The sequence below is a fragment of the Lentzea indica genome, assembly GCF_012184385.1.
GTDB classification, from domain to species: Bacteria; Actinomycetota; Actinomycetes; order Mycobacteriales; family Pseudonocardiaceae; genus Lentzea; species Lentzea indica.
The window spans coordinates 1-15,679 of the sequence record NZ_VSRL01000208.1 but is presented as its reverse complement, the minus strand read 5'-3'; the positions used below and the strand labels follow the sequence as shown (position 1 = coordinate 15,679).

The 15,679-nt window shown below is 68.2% G+C and carries 15 protein-coding genes; 11 read left to right on the top strand and 4 right to left on the bottom strand.

Annotated features, from left to right (window positions below):
* Positions 1-672 (top strand): helix-turn-helix transcriptional regulator (locus tag FXN61_RS37040; protein WP_167978598.1); only part of this gene is annotated, 672 nt, incomplete at its 5' end.
* A gap of 6 nt (positions 673-678) precedes the next feature.
* Here FXN61_RS37040 and FXN61_RS37035 read toward each other — a convergent pair.
* Entirely contained in the window at positions 679-1,158 is a 480-nt protein-coding gene (locus tag FXN61_RS37035; protein WP_167978597.1) for a DUF4262 domain-containing protein, read from the bottom strand.
* A gap of 140 nt (positions 1,159-1,298) precedes the next feature.
* On the opposite strand from FXN61_RS37035, the gene FXN61_RS37030 reads away from it, so the two are divergent.
* Positions 1,299-4,370, top strand: a complete 3,072-nt coding sequence (locus tag FXN61_RS37030) for a hypothetical protein (RefSeq protein WP_167978596.1) — start codon at positions 1,299-1,301, stop codon at positions 4,368-4,370.
* A complete protein-coding gene (locus FXN61_RS37025) occupies positions 4,371-7,505 on the top strand; it encodes a TIR domain-containing protein (RefSeq protein ID WP_167978595.1) in 3,135 nt (1,044 codons plus the stop codon).
* Positions 7,506-7,644: 139 nt separating this feature from the next.
* Here FXN61_RS37025 and FXN61_RS37020 read toward each other — a convergent pair whose 3' ends face one another.
* Together FXN61_RS37020 and FXN61_RS37015 are read right to left on the bottom strand one after the other, a co-directional pair.
* Positions 7,645-7,929: a hypothetical protein gene (locus tag FXN61_RS37020; protein ID WP_167978594.1), complete on the bottom strand. Its 285-nt coding sequence runs from the start codon at positions 7,927-7,929 to the stop codon at positions 7,645-7,647.
* The gene (locus FXN61_RS37015; protein ID WP_167978593.1) at positions 7,926-8,099 is read right to left on the bottom strand and encodes a hypothetical protein; all 174 of its coding nucleotides are present in this window, start codon (positions 8,097-8,099) and stop codon (positions 7,926-7,928) included. Before FXN61_RS37015 ends, FXN61_RS37020 begins: the two co-directional genes overlap by 4 nt.
* Positions 8,100-8,357: 258 nt before the next feature.
* On the opposite strand from FXN61_RS37015, the gene FXN61_RS37010 reads away from it, so the two are divergent.
* Genes FXN61_RS37010 through FXN61_RS37000 form a run of 3 tightly spaced genes read left to right on the top strand, consistent with a single transcriptional unit; the run spans position 8,358 to position 10,735 of the window.
* Complete coding sequence (locus FXN61_RS37010) at positions 8,358-8,837, top strand: sigma-70 family RNA polymerase sigma factor (RefSeq protein ID WP_167978592.1); 480 nt, start codon at positions 8,358-8,360, stop codon at positions 8,835-8,837.
* Positions 8,830-9,873 (top strand): tetratricopeptide repeat protein, encoded by a 1,044-nt coding sequence (locus FXN61_RS37005; protein WP_167978591.1) that lies wholly within the window; start codon positions 8,830-8,832, stop codon positions 9,871-9,873. The genes FXN61_RS37010 and FXN61_RS37005 overlap by 8 nt, the downstream gene beginning before the upstream one ends.
* 58 nt (positions 9,874-9,931) lie before the next feature.
* Positions 9,932-10,735, top strand: a complete 804-nt coding sequence (locus FXN61_RS37000; protein ID WP_167978590.1) for an SAM-dependent methyltransferase — start codon at positions 9,932-9,934, stop codon at positions 10,733-10,735.
* Here the strand turns inward: FXN61_RS37000 and FXN61_RS36995 are convergent.
* Positions 10,732-12,342: a PI-PLC domain-containing protein gene (locus FXN61_RS36995; RefSeq protein WP_223165764.1), complete on the bottom strand. Its 1,611-nt coding sequence runs from the start codon at positions 12,340-12,342 to the stop codon at positions 10,732-10,734. The two genes, FXN61_RS37000 and FXN61_RS36995, sit on opposite strands and share 4 nt — an antisense overlap.
* Positions 12,343-12,504: 162 nt before the next feature.
* Here FXN61_RS36995 and FXN61_RS36990 point away from each other — a divergent pair, with 162 nt between their 5' ends.
* From FXN61_RS36990 to FXN61_RS36970, 5 genes are all read left to right on the top strand, one after another.
* On the top strand, positions 12,505-13,011 hold the full coding sequence (locus FXN61_RS36990) for a SigE family RNA polymerase sigma factor (protein ID WP_167978589.1): 507 nt from the start codon (positions 12,505-12,507) through the stop codon (positions 13,009-13,011).
* Positions 13,008-13,934, top strand: coding sequence for an LCP family protein (locus FXN61_RS36985; RefSeq protein ID WP_167978588.1), 927 nt, complete (start codon positions 13,008-13,010; stop codon positions 13,932-13,934). The genes FXN61_RS36990 and FXN61_RS36985 overlap by 4 nt, the downstream gene beginning before the upstream one ends.
* Before the next feature lie 86 nt (positions 13,935-14,020).
* Positions 14,021-14,203 (top strand): hypothetical protein, encoded by a 183-nt coding sequence (locus tag FXN61_RS36980; RefSeq protein WP_167978587.1) that lies wholly within the window; start codon positions 14,021-14,023, stop codon positions 14,201-14,203.
* Positions 14,204-14,266: 63 nt separating this feature from the next.
* Positions 14,267-14,788, top strand: a complete 522-nt coding sequence (locus FXN61_RS36975; RefSeq protein WP_167978586.1) for a TetR/AcrR family transcriptional regulator — start codon at positions 14,267-14,269, stop codon at positions 14,786-14,788.
* A gap of 9 nt (positions 14,789-14,797) precedes the next feature.
* The coding region (locus tag FXN61_RS36970; RefSeq protein WP_167978585.1) for a glycosyltransferase at positions 14,798-15,679 on the top strand (882 nt) is incomplete at its 3' end.

Sequence of the window (15,679 nt, the reverse complement as noted above, 5' to 3'; positions counted from 1 at the left end):
GGCATCGCCGAGGCGTCGCTGCGCGCTCTCGCGAAGCTGCAGCAGGTCTTGCCGCCCCGGCTCGCCCGGCGTGTCTCGTCGCTGACGTCGGCCACCGCGCCTGCCGCGGCCTCGTTCGCCTCGCTGGTCGACCCGGCTCAGCTCACCGTGATCGCCGGTGCGGCCCACGCCCGCGAACGGGTGCGGTTCGCCTACGTGGCGCACGAGAACGTGGTGTCGAAGCGGCACGTCGAGCCTGTTCAGTTGGTAGCGCTCGGCCGGCGCTGGTACCTCCTCGCCTTCGACGTGGAACGGAACGACTGGCGGATCTTCCGGCTGGACCGCATCTCCTCGGCACAGGCCACCGGGGCACGGTTCTCACCCCGCACGCCACCCGGCGGGGACGCGACGGAGTACGTGACGCAGAAGATGTACGACACGGCCCCGACCTACCGGGCTCGCGCGACCCTGCAACTGCCCGTGGACCTGGCACGGGCCCGGCTGGCGGACTTCGCCGGCGACCTGACGGCCATCGACGACGGCTCGTGCACCTGGCACAGCGTCGAGGACACGATCGACTACCTCGCGTTCCGCCTCACCTTGCTGGGTTGCGACTTCACGGTGCACGGCCCGGCCGAGCTGGTCGAGCACTTGCAGAGGCTCGGTGATCGGATCGGCCGCTCCGTGAGCTGAGGGCCCTCACCCTCCCGGTGAACCGGCTCTCACGCCCAGCACCGGCTGCCCGCCCAGCACGCCCTCGTAGTCGCGGTCCCAAGGCCACCGCCCTGCCTCATCGGCGTGCACGAGCTGCAAAGCGTCGATGCCCTCCCCGAACAGCCGCGCGGACACCAGCAGGTGCGCCCACGGACGCGCCACCCGCACCACCTCCAGCACCGGACCGCCCTCCAGGCTGAAGCGCTGACCCGGCGACGGCACGCAGCTGTGCGTGAGGTGTTCGGCGGTGTCGTCGAGCAGGCGGCCTGCTTCGAGGACGGCCATGCCCGTCACGACGAGCTCCGGCAGGCCGCGCAGGGTGAGGCCGACGGTGTAGGCCCAGGGTGGATGGGCTCGGTCTCGTTCGATCGCCTGCACGGCCCACCCTCGCGCGTCGATGCAGCGGCGCAGGGTGGCCAGGTGTTCTTCCATGCGGCCGGCGGGGTGGTCGCAGTCCCAGCACATAGCGGTCTCCTCGGATCGGTGGTGGATCCAGTGTGCCGAGGAGCACCGACAAGATCGTTTGGGCAGTTCGTGGACAGAAAGTGGACAAGCGATCTATCGGCCGTCTGGATCGTTAACCTGCGACACACGGAGGATCGTCCATGCGCCAACGAACGCTTCTCATCGCGTTGGCCGTGGCCGTGTTTGTTGCGGCTGCGGGCATCGTGGTCGTGCTTCAGCCTGATGAGGCTGCGGCACAACGGCAGCAGCAGGGTTTCACGGTGTCGTTCGCGGCGGCAGAGAGCGCGCTCAGCGAGGACAGGGCCGAACGCGACGACCAGATCAGGGACTGGGCACGCATCGGGCTGGCGTCGCAGCTCGAAATGGACACGGGACAGATGCGCGACGCGTTCTTCGACACGCTTCCCATCAGGGACAACGGATTCGCAGACCTCGCCAGGCAGCCGACAGGGCCTGGCAGGGCGCTGCGCCACGGCGATACGCTGCACCTGCTCGTTCCACGTGACGACGTCAACGACAAGCGGACAGCCGGACTGCTGCTGGACCAGCACCGCACGGACACGGGCAACTATCCGCAGAACGTGCAGGTCCACCGTTACGAGATCCGCGACCACACGATCGCCATCACTGACGAGAACAAACAAGGCGCCAACGACTTTCGCGCGCAGAACGGTTACGTCACCGCGAAAATCGGTGACGCGGACGAGCTGAACAGATTCCTCGCGACCGCGAAACACCTGTCCACGCTGGAGGTTCGCGGTGACGAGGTGCACGCGGGCGGCTGGAACTGGCCTGGCCCTGACATCACCGCTCAGGACATCACCGTGCTGCAGCGCGCTTACGCCAAGCACGAGCAGCCTGCGTTCTCCCTCGACCCACCGGACGAGACCCCGACGCGAGAAGACGTCCAGGCGGTCCTGAAGAACGTCCCCCAGCAGACCATCGACCAACTCCTGGCCGGGCAGGCCGACACCGAGCTCATCCAGGCTGGCATCTTCGACGAAGCGACACCGGAAAAGCTCAAAGCCAACGGCCTCCCGGCCGATCGCACAGACCTGTGGACGATGCTGAACCTCATCAGAAACCGCCCGCTCTACAACGAAGCGCGGTACGAAGGCGGCATCGCGGGCACCGAGGTCGGCATGACGCTCTTCTACACCGACCTCATCGCCAAGCAATGGGTCGACGGGGTGGGCGACGGCGTGCCGACGATCACCGGGTTCGTGCCGGACAGCGAGGCCGTCACCCCTCCGAGCCACTGTGCGACCGATCCGGGCGCGGAAAGCGGAAGACTCTGGTTCGGCCAGAACGACAAGGCGTTCTCCTTCAGCGAGGACAAAGCATCGATCGGCGCGCAGTCCACCCGGCTGTTCTCCCGTTCGGACGGTGCGGAAGGCGAGATCGAACCCAGCTACGCCTTCGGAAGAGGGCTCCGGTGGTGGGACGAGCACTACCAGGCCGTCGCCGACCACGAGGCCCAGTACGCGCGGCTCGACCAGATCATGCGCTGGAGCGGTGCACTGGAGTGGTTGACCGGCAAGGGAAAGCGCCTCCCGGAGACCGAGCCCCGCACCGGCCTCAGGTTCGCGGAGTGGTACGCCTGTCGCGACGACCTCAAGGAACGCAGCGACATCCGTCCGGTGCGGCCTCCGTCGGCCACCCGGGAAGCCGTGCTCACCAAGCCGTCGAAAGCGTTCAAGAACTGCGGTTTCCACGGTGTGCGCGGCGGCGTCTCGCTCGGCGACCGGATCGCCCGCATCGGCGACGGCTTCAAGGCCGACCTCCCGGAACCGGTCCGCCGTGCCGGGCCGAAGGACGAGACCTCGACGCTCAACGGCGGCAACGGCAAGATCACGGACGTCACGGTCGGCCTCGTGGAGGGTCAGCGCAAGGTCGTCGACAGCGTCGAACGCACCATCAGCACCACCAACGGAACAGCGGAAGTCCGCACCGCCGCAACCGGCCGCCAGGTCATCCCGCTGGGCGAGCTGAAGGTCCTGCAACCACAAACCTCAGTACGCCACCTCGCCACGACCCTCAAGGCCAGCCGAGGAAAGATCGACTACCGCGTCGACTACCAGGGCAACCACCTCGGCACGCTCACCACCGAGAAGACCCGCTCGTTCATCTCGCTCAGCTGGGCCAGAGGTGTCGTCAACAGGATGATCCAGGCCCTGCACCCGCTGCAGCGCGGCAAAACGTTGAACGACAACGTCTTCTACAGCCAACGCGACGCGAACGGCCAGCTGCAGCACCGCATCGGCGGCAAGGACGACCCCTGGCTCACCATCGGACCGGACGCACCGGCAGAGGGTTTCGCGGTGCGCGCCGGAGTGCCTGACGCTCAAGGAATCGCCAGGCACCTGCTGGCGAAGCTGAACCCACGAGCGCCGCCCACCGGCGAGTTCATGACGCTGACCGCCACCCCGGACGGCCCGCCGATCGCGAACTTCGGCAACACCCCGCCGACCGGCACCCCGATCCAGGTCCGCACGCCCGACGGCCAGAGCTCATCGCTGTACGTCAACAAGGACCAGGTCACCGTCGCCAGCTCCGATCCACTGCTGGGCCACAACGGCGCCGTGGAAGGCGCGGCCATGCTCCGCGACATCGCGGACGTGCTGGCCAAGCACGGTGAAACAGACGGGCTGCTGCAGGCCGTCAGGTTCGGCGACGTCGGTGCCATGGTCGGCAAGCAGGAGATCTTCCTGAGCCCGCCGGGACATCAGTGGTCGACCAGGGTCCTCGAAACGCTCAACGGCGACACCACCATGCGCATCACCGACGGCAAGGCGGTCCACGTCGACAGATCGCCACTGCACCGGGTCAACACCCAGAAGCTCACCCTCGGCGAAGTGCTCAACTCCCCCGGCACCACGTTCTACGTCAACGAGAGCTTCCGCGCGACTCTGCCCACAAAGGACGGACCGGTCGTCGCGGATGCGCTCAACCAGGACATGACCGTCACGATCCGCGAGGTGACCGCCGACCGGCACCAGGCAGTCCCGGCGGACGTGCGCGTGCACCGCGACGCCGAGTGGAGCCGGGTCGACGCACCACCGCGGATCGGCGTGCCCACCAGCCTGAACATCGTGATCACGCTCGACTCCGGCGCCCCGAGCAGCACACGCCCGCCAACGCCGAAAGGCCCGGCCGCGCGCATCGTGCTGATCTGCCCCGAGGACGACGACGCCAAGGGCTGCGGGGACTGAATGGAGATCGAACCCGGCACACCCCTCGCAGAGGCGATCAAGGCCGCTCGCTCCGCCGCCCTGCGCGGCAACGTGCTCGGGGTCGACCTCGCCTACGAGAAGGCCGCGAAGATCAGCCCGATCGTCGGCCACGACCACTGCGCCACGCTGCTCAACCTCGGCGCGATCGCCAAAGCCGCACAACGCTGCGACCAGTACCTGGCCAAGAGCGACGACACGGCGCTGAGAGTCCTCAGGGCTCAGATCCGCAGCGCCGCAACGGATCACGCCGGTGCGGCGCAAGACGTGCGCGAGCTTCGCAAACTGAACCTCACCGAGCTTCAGCAGGCGATGCTCGCTCGGGTGGCGGCACTGGCCGCCGCCGACCGCTACGACTACCCCACCGCGGAAAGCGAGCTGGACGCCGCCGAACGTCACTTCCGCCGCGCCGGACGCACCGAGCACCTCGAGCACGTCGGCAGGGACCGGCTCCTGCTCGACGTGCGCAGGGGCTCCCACGTCCCGAAGATCGACGACCGGACTCCGCGCACTCCCGCCGAGTTCCTGCAACGGGCCGCGGCGCTAAGAAGAGAAGTCCGGTACGAGGAAGCACTGGCGCTGATGACGAGGTGCGTCACCAGCTTCCAGATCGAACCCGCACTGAGGTTCGCCGTCCTGTACGAGCTGACCGTTCTGCTCGTTCTGACCAGGCAGCCGGGCGCGGCACGCAAACTGTTCCCGCTGCTGGTCGCCGCGGCCGGCCCGGAGGTGATCTCGAAGCTCCCGGACGCCACCAGGACGCTGAGCCTCGAACGCCGTCTGGACCACGTCCGCCGCCTGATCGCCGACGACGAACTGACCACGGCGGAAGGCCTGCTGGGCAAAGGGAACTCCGCTCTCTGGCACCTGACCGCGGCCGAGCTCGCCTACGCGAAAGGGCGGCTCGACCAGGCCCTCCACCACTTCCACGAGGCCGCGACGCGCTCGAACCACGCCGAGCCGAAAGCGCTGGCGCTGCGCAAACTCGGCGACACGTACGCCGACGCCGGCGACGAGGACCAGGCAGCACAACACTGGACCGACTCGCACCACGTCGAAGAAGACATCGCCGACCACCAGTACAGCCCCAAAGTCAAACTCCGGATGCTGCGTGCCGCCCCCGACGAACACGACGGCCGCGTGCTCGCCGCGGTCCGCCGCGTCCAGCGCGACGGCAGGAAGGCGTTGGCAGGACTTGTGGTCGCCGTCGAGGCGGCCCGTGGCGCCACGATTCTCACCGAGCCCCGCAACCTCCCGAGGTTCACCGACGTGTCGGCGGCCAGGCGCTGGCTCATCCACAAGACCAGGCATTTGCCCCGCGACCAGGTCGTGTGGATGATGCACGCGACGCCGGACCAGCTCCACCACGTGATCATCGGCCGCAGGATCGTCCACCTGACGACCGACGTCCACATCAGCGAGCTCACCGACACGATCCGCAAGCTCAAGGCGTGGAAACCCCACTACGACCCCGCGATCCTCGGCGCGCTGCTCGTCGAGCTCACCAGGCTGATCGCGCTGGAAGACGTCGTCAAAGCCCTGCCGCCGGGGATCACCCGGATCGCCGTGGTGGCGGGTGACGTCCTCTCGGACGTCCCGCTAGCCGGCCTTCCCGTCCCCGGCACCACCTACTACCTGGGCCTCACGCACGCGCTGTCCAGCCTGCCGTGCCTGTCCGCGCTGCCTCAGCTCCAACGCCGCTCCCGCAAGCAGAGAGGCGACGAGACGGCCATCTTCAGCCCTGACCCGAGGCTTCGCAGAGCCACGGCAACGGGCGAGAAGTTCACCAAAGCCTCGCAACTGGAGGACGTCCTCAAAGGACATCGATTCCAACGGATCCGCATCGACGCCCACGGCACCCACGACCGCATCGACCCCGATCAGTCGTGGCTGAGGTTCGGCGATGAACGGGTTTCCGCGGAAGCATTGGCCAACATGGACTTCAGCGCGTGCGGCACGGTCGTGCTGGGCGCCTGCGAGTCCGGCATGGCCCAGCAGCGGGGCCGCGACGAGAAGGTCGGCTTCGTCCGCGCGGCCATCACCGCGGGCGCGGGAGCAGTCGTCGCAGCCCGGTGGAAGGCCGAGGACGACGCCGCGCAGAAGGTGCTCGACGCGTTCGACCGCCACCTGGCCAAGCTGCCCCGCGACCGCGCACTTCAGCACGCACTGAGAGAAGTCGCCGACCGGCACCCGGCCGACTGGGCGTGCTGGTCCCTGCACGGCGACGCGGGCATCCAGACCAAAGCGGGCCCGCTCCGCAGAAGACTCAGGAAGAACGGAGAACCCGTGCCGCTCGAAACCCGCCCCAAGGTGTTCCTGTCGTTCGCCGGCAAGGACCGCCCGCACGCCGAGCAGCTGCGTGCCGAGCTGGAGGAGCGCAACGTCAACGCCTACCTCGACGAGAACGAGATAGCGCCCGGTGACAACGTGATCGCCGCCATCGACGAAGCGCTGGCGACCTCCGACTACTACGTCCTGCTGTGGTCGGCGAACACCCCGCAGCGCGAGTGGGTCACCAAGGAGTGGACGGCGGCGTTCACCCTCGAGATGACGCGCCGCCGCGCCTTCCTGTTCATCGTGCGGCTCGACGAGGAACCGCTGCCGCCCCTGCTCGCGCCCCGCAAGCACATCGACCTGGTGGACGCGGCCGACCGCCTGGTCGCGACGTGGCGCGCAGACCGCAAGTCGGAGCTTCCCGTGTTCCCGCAACCCGTACCGCCCGCGCTGGACGGCCCGACCGTCGCGATCTCGGTGCGCAGCCACGACCTCGGCGTCACGCACGTCGTAATGACCCCGCTGCACCTGACCGGCGCCGCGCTCTACCGAGCCGTGTTCGACGCCATGCAGCTGCCCACCGAGCAGGCCACGTTCGACGGCACGATCGGGATGCGGTTCTCCTACGAGCTGTTCCAGCAGAACGAACCGATCCCGGACGACCAGTCCACTGTGGAACTGGTCTCCGACCTCGTCGACATCGCGGTCCGCGTCGAGTCGTTCGGCCCGCGCGGCTCGTACAACACCAAGGAGTTCCGTCAGGACGAGGAGCTCGACGAAGGGCTCGACGTCGACCAGCAACGCATGCTGCTGGTCGCCGCCTTCCGCCACCTGCTTCCCTAGCAGGTAGGCGAGACCGAACACCGTCCCGGTAGCACCCTGGTTCGCGACCTGTGCCGGCGCGGCGTTCGTGCCACGCGCGGTGAACGGCAAGGTGACCAGCGAGCGCGCTGAGCCGTTCACCATGCTCTTGCCGTCGCGGTCACGCGTCGCCCGCTGGCACGCCGTGGCGAGGTTCGCGCTCGACTGGCAGTAGTCGGCCGGGTTCCACAACGCTGTGGTGACGCTGGTGTCCTTGCCCCGCCACGTCGACGAACATCATGTTGCTCTCAATGCCGGTGCCCGCGGGGGCGGGCACCAGCGGGCTACCCGCGGGAGGGTTCACCTGCACGCGGTACTTGCCACCGCTCACCGAGCCGAGGCCCACGGCGACGTTGCCGTCCGCACCGGTCGTGCCGGTCGCGGTCTTGCCCGCCGGGTCGGTCACGAGGACGGAGGCACCCGCCACCCGACTTCGAGCGCGGCCTCGTACATGCCGTTCGCGTTGACGTCACGAATGACCTTCACGGTCAACCTGCCGTCGCCTGGACCAGCGTGCGCGGGAGGTGTCACTACGGCGAACGAGGCGGCCGTCAACGCGGCGAGCGGACGTTTCACGAAATCGCTCCTAGGCGGCAGAGGTCGGGGGCACACTGCGGGAATCTGGAAAGTGCCAACGTTTCCGCAGGCCCGCCCAGCTACCGAGAGCCGCTTGTCACACGTGTGTGTGGATGTCACGGCTTGACCACACGACTTATGGGTCTGAACGGGTGAATACGCGTGTTCGACTCAGCCTTTCCTGGCTTCAGCGCCTGTAACGGGTGAAGGTCGCCTTCTGGCGGTGAAGGACACGAGCGGACGCTGAAGGGAAGGCCGTTGAGCACACCGGAGCCGGATCAGGGCTTCGCCGAGTTCTTCCGCACCTGCCTGCCCGTGGTGACCAGGACGCTGACCGCGCTCACCGGCGACACCCGCGTGGTCGAGGACGTGGCGCAGGACGCGTTGCTGATCGCCCGGCACCGTTGGGACGACATCCACGCGTACGACAAGCCCGAGGCGTGGGTGCTGAAGGTGGCGATACGGCTGATGCGGCGATGGCAGCAACGCCACCAACACGAAACTCCACTGGTCACGGTGCCTGATGTCGCCGAACAGGTGCACGAGGTGGAGGCGCTGCACGCTGCCCTGCGCGAGCTCTCCCCCAGGCACCGCGAGACGGTGGCGTTGCACCACCTGCTCGGCTACTCGGTCAGCGAGATCGCCTCGGTGCTCCTGGTCAGCGAGTCGACCGTGCGGACGCACCTCACCCGCGGCCGGGCCGAGCTGCGGCGGATTCTCGGAGGCAGTGATGAGTGAGAGGCTGCTGGCCCAGCACGAGCTCGACGAGGCAGTCGAACGGCTCTACCGCCTCGGTGAGACCGCGGAACGGGCCGGGAACCCGCGTGAGGCCGCCGTGCACTTCCGGGTCGCCGCCGACCAGCACCTCGGTGACGCGGCGGTGCGGCTGGCGCGGGCGTTGTTCGCGCTCGGCGAGACCGAGGAGGCCACGCGCTGGTGCAAGGTCGCCGTAGCGGACGGCTTCACCGAGGCCGCGGAGCTGATCCAGGAGAATTCCACCGCGCGGCAACGGTTCCTGGAGCACGCGGCGCGGATCATGGTGGGCGCGCCGACCTTCGACTGGCTGCCTTCCGCCGCACCGGCGGAACGCGTCGCGCCGGAGAACGTTCAGGCCCGCACACGGGCGTTGCGCGCGTTGGACCAGCAGTACGGCGGGATCGCCTGCCACGCCTCGGTGTTGGAGCATCTCACCGCCGTCGAACCGATGATCCTCGTGGGGGACGAGGAGATGTGGACGGCCGTCGCGGAGGTGCACGAGCTGGCGGGCTGGACCGCGTTCGACAGCGGGCTGCCCGGCGTGGCGCTGCCGCACTTCGAACGCGCGCTGACGCTGGCGCGGCAGGCGGAGAACGAGTCGCTGATCGCCTCGGTGCTGACGCGGGCAGGCCGGATGTTCCTCCACCACAACGCACCTGATGACGCTTTGAAGGCGTTCCAGCTCGGGTTCGTGGCGGCGCACAACTCGTGGGCCGACCGAAGGGACCTGAGCGATCCCTCGCAGGCGATCGCTTCGCTCACGACAAAGGTCGACACGTACGGCGCGGAGCACGTCCGCGCCCGCGTGATCGCGTTGACAGCGTTGGCCCGCAACCATCTCGCGATCGGCGACACAGCCGCCGCCGGTGAGTTCGCGGGAGAAGCGGTGGCAGCCGCCACGAACCTGCGTTCCGCGCGCGCCGACGACCAACTGCGATGGCTGGCCCAGGAAGCCCGGGGTGCCGGCGCATCCGTGCTGGTGGAGCAGATCTCGGCCCGTTTCGCGCGCTGTGGTTGACGTTTTCACCCGATCCGGTTCGATACACGCGTGCGCGCAAACAGGTAAGTTCTGCGGCATGGCCGAGCCTTTCTCCTGGGTGCCCGCAGGAATCAACACGGACGTGCCCAGCGCGGCGCGCGTCTACGACTACCTGTTGGGAGGTGGCCACAACTTCGCGTCGGACCGCATGGTTGGCGAGAAGGTGCTGCAGATCCTGCACGACGGCCGCGCGATCGCGTCCTCGAACCGCTCGTTCATGCGCCGCGCCGTCCTGCTGATGATGGAGCAGGGCATCGACCAGTTCCTCGACCTCGGCTCGGGCATCCCGACCGTCGGCAACGTCCACGAGATCGTGCAGCAGGAAAACCCGGACGCACGCGTGGTCTACGTGGACTACGACGAGGTCGCGGTCTCCCACAGCCAGCTCATCCTGGAGGGCAACGACAACGCGGACGTCGTGCAGGCGGACATGTGCCAGCCGGATCAGGTCCTCTCCGACCCGGTCGTGACGAACCTGATCGACTTCTCCAAGCCCGTCGGCCTGCTCATGGTCGCCGTGCTGCACTTCGTCTCGGACGAGAAGGGCCCCGCCGAGGTCGTCGCCCGCTACCGCGACGCCGTGCCGTCCGGCAGCCTGATCGCGCTCTCGCACCTGACCGCCGACTTCAAGCCGCAGGAGATGGGCGCCGTCGTCGAGGCCATGCAACACAGCCGCGACCCCATGTACTTCCGTGCCCTCACGGAGTTCGAGCCCGTGTTCGCGGGCATGGAGGTGCTCCAGCCGGGCGTCGTCCCAGCACCGAAGTGGCACCCGGAACTCGGCCCGGCCGGAGAAGGCGGCCCGGAGGACGTCTACGTCGGCGTCGCTCGCAAGCCCTAGCGGAACCTCCAGGCCTGAGCCGCGGACCCGTTGCACGTCCAGATGTTCAGGCGCGTGCCAGGAGTCGTCGACGCACCGGGGTTGTCCAGGCACAGCCCCGACTGCGGGTTCTGCACCGAACCGTCCGACCGCACGCGCCACTGTTGCGCGCCGGTGCCGTTGCACTCCCACAGCTGGACGATCGTGCCGTTGGTGGTGCCACTGCCGTTCACGTCGAGGCACTTGCCGGAGATGGCGATGGTGCCGTCCGCGACGACGCGCCACTTCTGCGCGTAGGAGTTGTTGCACGTCCAGATCTGCACCGGGTTGCCGTTGGCGGTGCCGCCGGCGTTGTTGTCCAGGCACAGCGTCGAAGCTGCCGACAGTGCGACGGAACCGGAGCCGTTCGGGTGGCGCTCGGCCGGGAGCGACGGCGTGTTCAGGTGGTAGAAGTCGACGGCAAGGTAGTTCGGGGTCTTGCGGGCCGCTGGCTCGCAGAAGCGCTGGGCGCGGTTGACGGCCTTCGAGTTGTCCGTCGCGACGGTGCCCTGCATCGGGACGTCGCGGAAGTGGTTCATCACGAACAACGGGCGGAAGTTGCTTTCCGTCGCGGTGAGCGGCTTGCTCCAGCGGGAGTAGCACGACCAGTCGGACGTGCCCGTGCCCGAGCCCATCGACCAGTAGTTCTCGACGGTCCAGTCGCGCTGGTAGAGGACGCCGGAGTTCTCGCGGCCGTCGGGGCTGTGGTCGGTGAAGATGAGCAAACGCTTGCCGCTGGCCCTCATCTGCGACAACGTCGGCCAGCCGTTCTCCCGCACGCCCTCTGCTCTGTGGAGGACGTCGTTCAGGCCGTTGACGCGGGCCAGCTCGGCGCGCAGGACCTCCGCGGAGACGTAGTCCTCCAGGAAGACCGTGACGATCTCCGTCGGGCGTGCCTTGAGGAAGTCGACGATGCGCTGGATGTCGACGTTGAGCGCCACGGGCTTGCTGACGAGCGTGCAGCTGTTGTGGCAGAGGATCGCGCCGTCGGCGGTCTGGTGGATGTCGAGCATGAAGCCGCGCACGCCGTCGTTGAGCTGCTGCACGATGCCGCGGGACTGGTTCGGGGCGATGTTGCCGAACGTGAAGCCGCCGTCGACGCCGTTCGCGTAGGCGTTGTGGGAGGTCAGGAACGTCATCTCGTCCAGGCGTGGGTCGTTCGGAACCTGGACTCGGACCGGGTTGACGGGTGTGAGGAACCACGTGTCGTCGCCGGTGCCGACGCGGACCTGGTCGGTGCCGGACGCGATCAGGTACCGCGACGAGCCCGGATCCTTGAACCGGTAACGGTCCTGGTCATCGAGGGTGGCGACCCACTGTGCGTCCGCGCTGGAGCAGCTGACCATCTGGACGGCGTCGCCGGAGCGGCCGAGGCACTGGCCGCCTTCCGACAGCGTGCTGCCGTTCCAGGTGAACTGCTGGCGATCCTCGTTGCCCTTCGGGCGGTGCTGGACCACGGACGAGCCGGACACGGCGGCGTTCTGGCCGGTCACGGCGCTTTGCAGGTAGTAGTTGCCGTTGGGTGCCGCGGCAGCGTCGACGGGGACGAGCAGCAGCGACAACAGCGCGAGTGCAGGAATGATGCGCATGGGGTGAAGGCTCACGGATGGACGCGAACGTGAAAAGACTTCACACCGAAATCCGTCCAAACCGAGACATCTGTGGTCCGGACCACAAAACCCGATGCAGCGGATGAGGGCAGTGAGGAGGTTTCCCGAGCCGCAACAGACCACGGACACGAAGGGGGCGGTGTGGGGTTCGACCAGTTCGTCACTGATCGGCTCGACCGGCTGCTGAGGTACGCCACCGCGATCACCTGCGACAAACACCTGGCGCAGGACATCGTGCAGAACGTGCTTCTGCGCGCGCAGAGCAAGTGGGATCGCATCGGAGCGATGGATGCGCCCTATCTCTACGTGAAGCGCATGGTGACCAACGACTACCTGTCGTGGCGGCACCGCAAGGCAGCGCGAGAGATTGCGGTGGAACGCGGTGAGCTCGCCAGGCACGTGCCGTCGATGGCCGATCCCGCCGACGCGCACGCCGAACGGGAGGCCATGCGCGCACGGATCGCCGTGCTGCCGCGCAAACAACGCGCCGCGTTGGTGCTGCGGTTCTACGAGGACTGCAGTGACACAGAGATCGCTCAGGTGCTTGGTTGCACGGAATCCACCGTGCGCAGCCAACTCTCTCGCGCGTTGCAGACGTTGCGTGCCCACGAAATCGCCCGGTCCGCCACCCTGGGGGTGCACTCATGAACGACCTGATCCGCCAGGCCATCGCCGCGGAGGCCGAGGAGCGTGTCGACTCCCGGACCGTGCTGGCCGAACTGCACAAGCGCAAGAAGCGCCGCAAGCCGCTCGGCCTGATCGTCGGTGTGGCGACGCTGACCGCGGCCGCCGCCGCCGCGGCCGTGATCATCCCGACGGCCATCAAGAAGACCGACGCTGCGCCAGCGGCACCGCCGCCACCGGCCTCCCCGCAAAACGTGCTGCTCATCGGCATCGACGACAACAACAACACCGACGCGCTCGTGTTCGCGCGCTTCGGGGGCGATGGGTCCGTCAACGCCGTGTCGTTGCCACGCGACATCCAGATCGGCAACGACAGGATCAACGCACTCTTCCGGGAGGACCCGAAGAAGCTGACCACAGCCGTCGAGCGGCTGACCGCCACGAAGGTCGACCACTACGCCGCGATCAAGATGGCCGAGTTCGGCCGGATCGCGGAGGTTGTCGGCGGTGTCGAGGTCTGCGTGGTCGCCGCGACCAAGGACCTCGAGACCGAGGCCTTCTTCCCCTCCGGGCGGCAGACGCTCACCGGTGACCAGGCGCTCGCGTTCCTTCGTCAGCGCAAGGGCCTGGAGATGGGTGATTTCGACCGGGTCAAGCGGCACCAGGCGTTCCTCACCGGGCTCGCCGCCAAGATCACCAAGAGCAACGCGCTGCCCCTCGCCCGCGAGATCAGCACGACGATCAAGGTCGACGCCGGGTGGGACGTGCTGGAGTTCGCACAACGGTTCCAGGGCCCGGTCAAGATCCTCACAGCGACGCTGCCGGTCAGCGACCCCGCCGTCGTCACGAACGGGGCCGGCCTGGTGGCCGACCCGGAGCAGGCGAAGCAGTTCGTCGAGTACCAGTTCGCGGGCAAGGCACGCCCCCAGGACGGGTGTGTGCGCTGACGTTCACCCCGATGGAGCATCAAGTCGCCCGTATGCGGTGTCGATGACCAGCATGTAGCCCGCCGAATGGCCGCTACGATCAACTTGTGCGCGAGCCCCTTGAACGAGATTCCGAGATCGCGCACATTCGTGAAGCTCTCGACGCAGCCACCTGTGGTGAGGGTCGCGTCGTGTGGGTGACGCGCTGGGAGCTCACCGGCTCGCGCTACCTCAGCGACACGACCCGCCAGATGGTCGAGGGCTTCAACTGGTTCGACATGGCCAAGTGAATCTTGAACCAGCAGGGGCCGCACTCTTCAGGGAGTGCGGCCCTTCGCCATAGCCTGAACGCCATGGTCGGCCGCGATCGGGAACAGACCCGCCGCCGGTTGCTGGACGCCGCGCTGGTGGAGTTCGCGGCCTACGGGATCGCCGGCGCGCGGATGGAGCGGATCGCACGCATCGCCGGGTGTTCCGCAGGACTCGCCTACACCTACTACGGCGGCAAGGACGAGCTGTTCGACGCCGTGCAGTCCGAGGTGGCGGAGGCCGCGTTCGTGGAGTTCGACGCCGCCGACCTGCCCGCGTACGCGGCCAAGCTGTACGACCGGCGGCACGAGCACCCGGAGTTCGACCGGCTCGCGACCTGGCACCGGCTGGAGCGGCCGGGCAGGGTCAGCCGGGCCGCCGAGATCGAGGCGATCCGGGAGGCCCAGTCGCGAGGGCTGGTGTCCACGCGGTTCTCCGCCGAGCAGGTGCTGGTGCTGGTACTGGCCATCGCGTCGATGTGGTCGAACGCACCGGCCGACGGCTCGGACCACCTGGTGCGGCGGCGAACCGTCGAGGACGCCGTGCGACGGCTGATCGAGCCGTAACCTGGTCGTATGCGTGTTCTCGTGGTTGCCGCGCCCTTGCTGGGTCACGTCTTTCCGTTGATGCCGCTGGCGTTGGCGTTGCGCGACGCGGGGCACGACGTCGTGGTCGCGACCGGTGGCGAAGCACTCAGGGTTCGCGAGTCCGGACTGCACGTCGAGGACGTGGTTCCCGCGAACGTCCGCTTCGGACCGATCGCGTTGCGCATCATGCTGACGCATCCGTTGGTGGCCAAGAGGGAGATGCGGGGCAGCGGCAGGCTCGACTTCGTGTCCCGGCTGTTCGGCAGGGTCGGCGACGCCATGACAGCACCGCTGCAGGCGCTTGCCGGGAAGTGGCGCCCGGACGTCGTAGTGCACGAACCGCTCGCCGCCGCAGGGTCGGCGCTCGGTGTGCCTTCGATCGTCCACGACGTGTCGTTGTTCGACGGGCTGGAGCTCACGGCCGCGGTTGGCGCACGAATGAAGGCCGAGGTGCGTTCTCCCGCAACGGTTCTGCGTACCGCGCCGCGGTCCATCATGGAGTTCCGGGTGGGGCAGCCGATGAGGTTCGTCGCGTACAGCGGTGACGGCGAGGTGCCGCAGTGGCTCGCCGAACCCGCGGGCAAGCCGCGCATCCTGGTCAGCCGCAGCACCGCGCCCGGTCCTGGAGCCGGCCGGATGATGGCGGCCGTCACCAGGGCGGCGGAGCACGTGGACGCGGAGTTCGTGCTGGTGCGGCCGGAGAAGACGGAGGGCTTGCCGGACAACGTCAGGACGGTCGGGTGGGTGCCTATCCCGCGCGTGCTGCCGTTTTGCGACGGGATCGTGCACCACGGTGGCGCCGGGACGTTGCTGGGCGCGCTGGCGGCAGGTGTGCCGCAGCTGGTCGAGCCGGGGCCCGGCGACCGGACG